4 protein-coding genes are annotated in these 7,800 nt (G+C 57.8%); all 4 read right to left on the bottom strand.

Annotated features, from left to right (window positions below):
• Nucleotides 1-832 precede the first annotated feature (832 nt).
• Nucleotides 833-1,081: a hypothetical protein gene (locus P0D68_RS35335; RefSeq protein WP_408303712.1), complete on the bottom strand. Its 249-nt coding sequence runs from the start codon at nucleotides 1,079-1,081 to the stop codon at nucleotides 833-835.
• Between the two features lie 72 nt (nucleotides 1,082-1,153).
• Nucleotides 1,154-1,285 carry a hypothetical protein gene (locus tag P0D68_RS35330; RefSeq protein WP_408303713.1) on the bottom strand — a complete coding sequence of 44 codons (132 nt, stop codon included), beginning with the start codon at nucleotides 1,283-1,285 and terminating at the stop codon, nucleotides 1,154-1,156.
• Between the two features lie 532 nt (nucleotides 1,286-1,817).
• The gene (locus tag P0D68_RS35325; protein ID WP_408303714.1) at nucleotides 1,818-6,518 is read right to left on the bottom strand and encodes an RHS repeat-associated core domain-containing protein; all 4,701 of its coding nucleotides are present in this window, start codon (nucleotides 6,516-6,518) and stop codon (nucleotides 1,818-1,820) included.
• Nucleotides 6,519-6,563: 45 nt separating this feature from the next.
• Nucleotides 6,564-7,800, bottom strand: a 1,237-nt coding sequence (locus P0D68_RS35320; protein WP_408303715.1) for a DUF2345 domain-containing protein, incomplete at its 5' end; no start/stop codon positions are given.

Here is a 7,800-nt window from a genome sequence, read left to right as displayed (position 1 = left end):
TGTGTTTCCTAGGTCTACCGCAGCCGTTCGAATCTAATCCAGTTTGACGACCTGCGATGCGCCCCGGCCATCATTGGACACGACGCGTCGAACGCGGTGATCGTCGAGTCGCACTAAGGCCTCAGGCCGTCGTTCATCGCGTCGACATGCACTTACCGACTTTCTGTGACTTGCACCATGGCACCGTCCGCTTCTCGCACTTCGATACGAACGTCTCTTCCAGGCACCGCAGCCAGAAATGCGACTGAGCCGTTAGCTTCGATCACGTCATAAAACCTGACACACTCGGCTCCGATTTGTGTGGAAAATCGCGCCCTTAATGACCCGTCTGCATTGGCCATATAAGCCCGATTCGCCGAAGGGTCGTATGGCCCTTCAATGACTGCGATACCGCTCGCGTCACCAAGAAGTCGTCCACTCACGCCCGCCTGACTGTGAATGGTGTGTTGAACGCCGCCCGACTGCCACGTAAGGCCAACAGGCGCCAATTCCGCAACGCTCAATCGCTGAGGATTATTGACCTTGTCGTAACCGGGGCGGCGGTCGACGATCCGAAGGTCCGCGATCTTTTCTAATCTACTCATTGAATAGGTCTCGGCGCTCCGATCAAAGCCAGCATTTCCCCGCTGTATTGCAAGCAGGGCACGCGACTGGATCCCCCTTAGTGGGCAACGTTTTTATCGCTCAATTGAATGGTGGTTGACACGGTCTGAACGACGCCGCTAGCTGTCGTCCTGTCACCATTCAAAATTAGAAATCGTTTCATGATGTCTCTGGGGCTTGAGATTTCTCGGGTGTTCATTCCTATTTGGTGAGCCGCTACGTCACCCGCCTACTCTTCCTTCGAGTCGGTGTACGCGACACTAGTCGTGACAACCATTGAGCGCAGATCGGCCCGTACCGTATGCGTTACCCAGTTGAAGACAAAAGTATCCGAGCCGATCATAGAAGACACGCAAGGCTGTTGCGCTTCCGAAACGACCATTTTCGAGAGCGTCTTCCTTTCCTTCACAAGGTCGTCTTCAGTCGCTGACCAGTCGGTTTTCTTGGCGACGCCGTCTACCCATAAGAAGTCGATCATTGCAAGCTTCTTGTTGCAATAGCAAGCCGCCACATCAAAGGTTTTCCCCCAAACCGTCACGTTCTTGATGCCTTAGTTTTCCCACTCGCCGTACTTCGCCAGTTCCGTTGCCCCGATCAACGGCCGGTCGTCAGGCGAAGGCCCGCCATGAAACAGGTTCGTAGATGCATCAATGGTCAGCGTGCCCGTGGAAAAATCAAACATGGCCGTCTACGAGCGACTGCCGCCGTCGACGTATGCTGCATCGAGGAATCATTCGACGCGTTCCTAGATACCGACGATCACATCGTCTTAGACCGAACTCACTGAATATCTATCTACGGCCGCGTATGTCTGATCGTAATGCTTGAGTCCCCTGAACGCTGATCGTACGAAGCACTCACAATGCCCCAGGCAAAGCGCTGTCCGTTGGCAATTCCTTGCTGTGTGAGAAGATCCACAAGAGATTGCAACCGCTTCTGTTCCTCGGCTTTGCTCCAACTCCCCCAACCTGTCACCGGGCTTGAGTCAGAGACATACAGTGAAATCGAATCAAGGAGACCGGACTGAAAGTACAACGTCGATATGTACTTATGGTTGTCGCATATTGACTCTATCTTGTACGTCACGAAAGGGCCATTCTCGAGCACCTTCGTGTGAGGCTGATACATGGCGGAGGCCAGGAATTCTTGCAATGTCAGCGTCGACGGAATGACACTTTGACAGACCGTCAGGGTACCGTTCGTTGTATCGATGTTCATGGTTTAGTCAATGGGACACTGTAGAGCGGTTTCAGGTTGGACAAGCCCTCGTCGGGAATGAAGTACTGCTGTGCGTTGCCAGGACCATGCTGTGGGTTTGCCAGCGCCTTGGCACCTGCCGCGGGCGTATCCGCAGTGAGTTCGCACACGGTCATTCCCGGTCGGAATCCCTTTTCCGGGTGCGGCGCGACCTGCAGGGCACCGAACATTGTTGATTTCGACCCTTGACTTCCGTCTACTGCATCTAGCGTTGTCACAAAGTTACTCGTACCTGGTGCACCATGCGCAACTAGCGTGCCTTTCGGGAGGACTGTGTCCGTCCATGCATCTACGCCGGGATAGTTGCCTTTGCCTTGCCAGCCGGCGGCCATCATGCTGGGGATATCGGTCGTGCCTTCCAACCCAAGAGGGTCAGTCCAACTGACGGGATTTCTGCCGTAGGCGTAAACGTTGATCCCACCATCGAGACCGATTGGGTCTTTGCTGACGAAACGCCCTATATCTGGATCGTAGTAGCGATGCCGGTTATACGCCAGCCTAGTCTCTTCATCAAACTGTTGTCCCTGAAAACGGAGGGGGTTATGCGGTGTGACGCCCGTCACGCGCGAAGCACGCGCGATCACTTCGCGGGCCTCGCCCATTGCCCTGTACGTAGCGTCCCAGACAACATCTCCCTCGTCGTCAGTCAGAATATGCGGTGTTCCGATCTGATCGCAATGGTAGTAAAACATCTGCGCATTCGAGACCGGCTCGTGGATGCGTTGCAGCGGATCGTCCTCCGGTGTGTAGCGATGGTCCTCGCCGCGCACTGGTGTGGGCATGCCCGATACCGGTTCGCCAACGTATTGGGCTAACGGCACGAACGATCCGGCTTCGTATAAAAAGTGCGTGCTTCGGTCTTCGTCGCTTTCATACGCCAGCGCATTGCCACTCCAGCCGAAAGTGACGCGCTTACCTCCAACCTCCCGGGCTATCCGACGACCAAATGCATCGTAGTAATACCGCGCTTCGGCGTGCTGCGTCACGCTTTCGGTTCGGGCGCTGATCAGCCGGTTGAACGCATCCCATTCGAAGTGCTGAACCGATCCCGGTGATCGTTTTTCAATCAGGTTGCCGCGCTCGTCATAGGCAAAGTGAATGCCCGCATAGCTCTTGAGAAGATTGCCAAGCACCTTTGGCATTTCTGGCGGCAACGTATTTTCCGGGCGCAATGGGCTTGGCGGCATCCGGCTTCGGGCATGCTCAGGACTGCCCGCATCGAGCAGATTGCTCGCAGGATCAAACGAGAAACGTTCCGTGCCACCCGGACCAATCGATTCGACCAGCCGGCCGAGCGGATCATAGCGATAATCCGTCAGGCCCTTACGGCTATCCTCAATGTGTGAGAGCTGGCCGGCCGCATCGTAACGATACATGCGTGCAGCAAGCGGCGCCGGCGCGTTGCCGCGCTGGATGGTTTGCCGCAGCATCCGTCCCGCCGAATCGTAGTCCGTGCGCTGAACAATCTTGTTGGGGAACGTGCGCCGAATTTCGCGGTGAAGATCATCACGCTCAATCTGAAGACGTTCATCACCATCGAGCGCCATGCCGTGAACGTGGCCGGAGCCGTAGGTCAGCCAGTCGATCGCGTGACCATCCGGTCGCACCGTTCGAACCCGCATACCCAGCTCGTCGTAGGCGTGGTGCCACACGTAGCTACGCTGCACACCGAACAGATTGTAGGCATGATGCTCGCGTACCAGGTTGCCCGTCGCATCGAAGAAATGCTGTACGCGACTATAGGCGTTCTGGGCATCGATCAATCGCCCCATTGCGTCGTAGGCGAATCGTTCCTCAGCCTCGCCGCTGGCGCGGCGCGTCAGCCGGCCACCTCGATCGAAGTCCACATGCGTTTTCTGTCCGCCTTCCTCGATCGCGCATAACCGACCGCTTTCCGCGTCATAGTCGTAACGAGTCAGCATCCCGTCGAAACCGATCGATTCGAGCAGGTGGCCGGCGGGATCGTACTTGAACTGATAGGTAGCCTGGTTCTGATCGGTCAGCCGAACCAGACGGTCCTGCCGGTCGTAACCATAGCTCAGAGAATGGCCCATTGGATCGATTCGGCTGGCGATCCGCCCAGCGCCGTCATAGCTGTACTGAGTGGTGCGCGCCAGCGGGTCGGTTCTCGTCAGCAAGCGCCCCTCGGCGTCGAACTGAATGCGTTCGATCCCGGCCGGACTCTGGATTTCCTGAGGAAAACCATTCGAACCATAGCGGTAGGTCGTCGTGCCACCCGCCGCGTCTTTTACGGCTTTTAGGCGCCCATCGACGTCGTACTCCCAAGCCGTCGTTTTGCCTGAGCAGTCCGTGTATGAGGTCAGCTGCCCAGCTTCGTTGTAAGCGATGACCTTGGCTCCGCCTTTGGCATCCGTTACCTCGATAGGCAAGCCCTGTGCGTTGTAGCTGTATTTCGTGGAATGGCCTAGCGGATCCGTTTCCTCCACCACGTTGCCAGCATCGTCATAAGCACGCTTCCAGGCATGCCCCTCGGGGTCGACGATCTGAACCATGTGGTCCTTTTCGTCGTAGACCATTTCAATCGTGCTGCCATCCGCGCGAGCATGTCGCGCCAATCGACCACGAGCGTCGTAGGTCATGCGCTCGCTAGTGCCGTCCGGATAGACATGCTGGACAAGATTGTGATTGGTGTCGCGATACATCCACTCCTCGCGACCATCGGGATAAACGATACGGAACGTATAACCGTGCAGATCGTAGTAGTGCTGCGTAACGTTGCCCGTTGCGTCCGTCACGCTCACCTTCCGGAAATCCGGATGCCAGGCCAGTCGCGTATCACGACTGCCGTCGTCCGCATATTCGCGGACACATTTGGCCTTTGGATCGGCGCCGCTCCATTCGAGATTCATTCCTCGTCCGGTCCGATCCGTGTAGCGCGTAATCAGGTGATGGCGATAAGCATACTCACGTCGGTTGCCGAATCGATCCATTGCGCCGATCAAGTCGCCGTCGGCGTTGTAGGCGTACGTAGCGAGCGTGCCGACTCGTTTGCCCTCCAGGTCGTGGCGAGTTACCTCGATGATTCGATCGTGGGTGTCGTATCGGAACGCCACCACGGCTTGCGGCGTAATCAGCCGGTGCAGACGGTGCGCCTCGTCATAGTCAAGCGTGACCTGGTTTCCCGACTTGTCGCGATAGAACGCGAGACGAAAAGCGTCGTTTCGCTTTTCGTACACTTCGAGCAGCACATGGTCGCGCGCAAGCGTCAGCCATTGCTCATCGAGACGGAGGAGCGTGAACCCCTCGGACCGGTCGTCGTGCTCATCACCCGGTGCAAGAAGGGGGTAATTGAGGCTCCGTCCCGTGGCGTCGTGATACACCAGTTTGTCGGGACATATATCGAGCCGCGTGGTGTACGCGGTGATCCAGCGCGCACCCAGTTCGCCTCGCTCGTCGTTCGCGTCGAAGAACGAACGGTAAGTTCTTGTCCAATCGATCGCCATCGCGCCGGGGAGAACGAAATCTTGATGATTCAGCCGCTCGTCACCCAGCGCAAAGCCCACTGAGTGACTGGTGCGAGCAGGTGGGGATGGTCTTGGACAATGTACCTTGCCGTCGTTGGGGCCCGGATGTTTCGCATCCTCCGTATGCCGCAATGTCTCCTTCTGTCCCTCCCCCTCCTGACGATGCACTTTCGTCGTGCCACGCTCTTTAATGCCGGTCGAATGCAAGCGCTGACGCGCCAGGATGTCGCGCTTCTTTTCGATTGCGACCTGAATGAGGTTGATCAGCCAGCCGATCTTGCCAGCATCCGTTCCGCCAAGTGCCAGGATTCGCTCCTTGACCATTGGCACCATCGCCCGCAACGCGGCCGCCATCTCACGTAACGGTTTCTGATACGAGACGTCTAGCGCCTTCGCCACGTACGTGCCGGTATTGATCAGCCCCTTCGCCTCGATCTTGACGAAATCGACGATCAGATGGCCAAGACTGCTGGCGGTTTTACGGGCATCATGAGCCGCAAATCCAGCGGCGGCCTGGTCTAGGTGTTGGCCAGCCGCACGGACATTTCCCGCTGCGCTGAGCGGCTCGTCACCGGCCGCCTGAGCGAACAGATGAGCGAAGCCCAGCATGAACTTCTCGATGTACTCCGCACAGGTCTTGAGCAGGCTGTCCAGTTCCTTTTTGATGCCGTCCACGAAGCTTTGTATCCGGCCGGCGAACTGTTCGCTCAGGCTGTCGATCACCGCTTGCAACAGTGCAGTCTGCATCACCTGCAACGACGCCTCTCCGATCGCTTTGCCGCTTTCGACGATCTTTTGTCGAACCAGCTTCATTACCGGCCGCGCGCCCATGCGAAATTCGGCAGTTCCAAGCGGAATCGGGATGATACCGATCAGGTCGAGACCGAGGTTCATCCAGTCGAACACATCGGGATCTTTCCGTTGCTGGCCGTGCTCGACCATGTCCTTGATGTCGAGCACAAGATCCACGGCCGCCATGATGTTTGCTACGACCGGCAAGGCGTTGGCCACCATCTGGATGCGCTCGATGGTGATGAAGTCATCGCTGATGCTGCGCAGCCAGCGATCACAGGCCTTGATGCCAGCGCTCACATCCACAGTTTCTATCTGGAGCAACGGACCGACGAACACCTCTGTCGGTTTGGGAAGTAGCACACTGGAAGACTCGGCCATAGCGGTTATTTCTGGGAAGGTGAGGTTTCGCGTCTGACGCGTGCTTCAGAGAGAGGTCAATGCAGGTACGGACGCGCGCGCGGTTTGCGCCAGTGTGCTGATCTGCTTCGCCGCGGCGCCCAGTTGGCTCGCCTTCGACAAGGCGGCACTGGCTTGCCCCGGAAGGGCTTGCGAAAGTGCGCCTTGAACGAGTCCGACTGCCTGGCCGCCTAGTGCCTGCGTCAGCCCACTGCTGCCTTGCGCCGCCTGTCCCGCCACACTCGCGAACTGCGTTGCGCCGGAAAGCGCTTTACCGGCGTCGGTGGCGGACGGCAACAACCCACCAAGCCGCGAGAGTGCCGATGTGGCGACGCCGCTTGACTGAGGCGGCTGTGCAGGCCATGTCGCGGTCTTGAATACGCTGGACGGGTCGTACTGGTTGCGCGGATCCTCGCCGAACTGGACCTGTGCAGCACCGGCCGGCAAGCCGCTTACGATCGTGTGGCCGCTCCCGTCCAGCGCGCCTTTGCGTAGAATTGCGCCGTTGGCGTCCAGCACCGAGAACGTTCCGCCCTTGAACGCCTCGCCGTTCGCATATTGATGCAGCAATTCAAGTTGCCCTGGTTGATCGGGACGCGCGGCGGGCAGCGGATAGCCCTGACTGGTCGGGCCGTTGAAGCTGTGCTGCGTGCCTTTGACATCGACCTTTCCCGGCGCATGGATGTCGATGTTGCCGCCAGATATGCGGATGTATGCGCCGCCGCTTGTCAAAAGGATTTCCTGATCGGCGGCTGCTTCGATTTTTTCGGTTGCCGAGAGCAACCTGAATGTCTTCTGCGCGGTGAGTTCGACGTTGTCTGACTGCGCTTTAATCTCTACTTTGCCTTTCGCCGCGAAGAGCTTCATGCCTGCGTTCTGAACGAACAGGCTGATTTTCTCGCCAACGCTTGCCAGTAGCGATTTGCCGGTTGCGATGTGCGTGCTCTGACCGCTGACCAGATTGACATGCTCGTTTGCCGCAATGTGAGCCGACTTCTGCGTCGACATTGCAATGCCTGCTGGCGTCGCAAACAGCATGATAGGTTCCTTGAACGCGTTCGCACTGCCCGTGCCACCGCCGGCAGTATTGCCGCCGTCGCTTGCGGCGCCTGTGACACTGTTTTGCGTCGCGTCCGTGAAGGACTTCAATGAGTCGTAGCCGTCTTTCAGGCTTTCTGCCTGATGGGTTTCGCTCGCCTGGCTTAGCGACTCAATCATGCTTTCGGAATTGACCAACTGATTGTTCGCCTCACGGACGGCGAGG

It is taken from the genome of Paraburkholderia sp. RL17-380-BIE-A (assembly GCF_046028085.1).
Lineage (GTDB): Bacteria > Pseudomonadota > Gammaproteobacteria > Burkholderiales > Burkholderiaceae > Paraburkholderia.
Note: the sequence above shows the minus strand (reverse complement) of the source record. Positions and strands in the feature narration are given on the sequence as shown.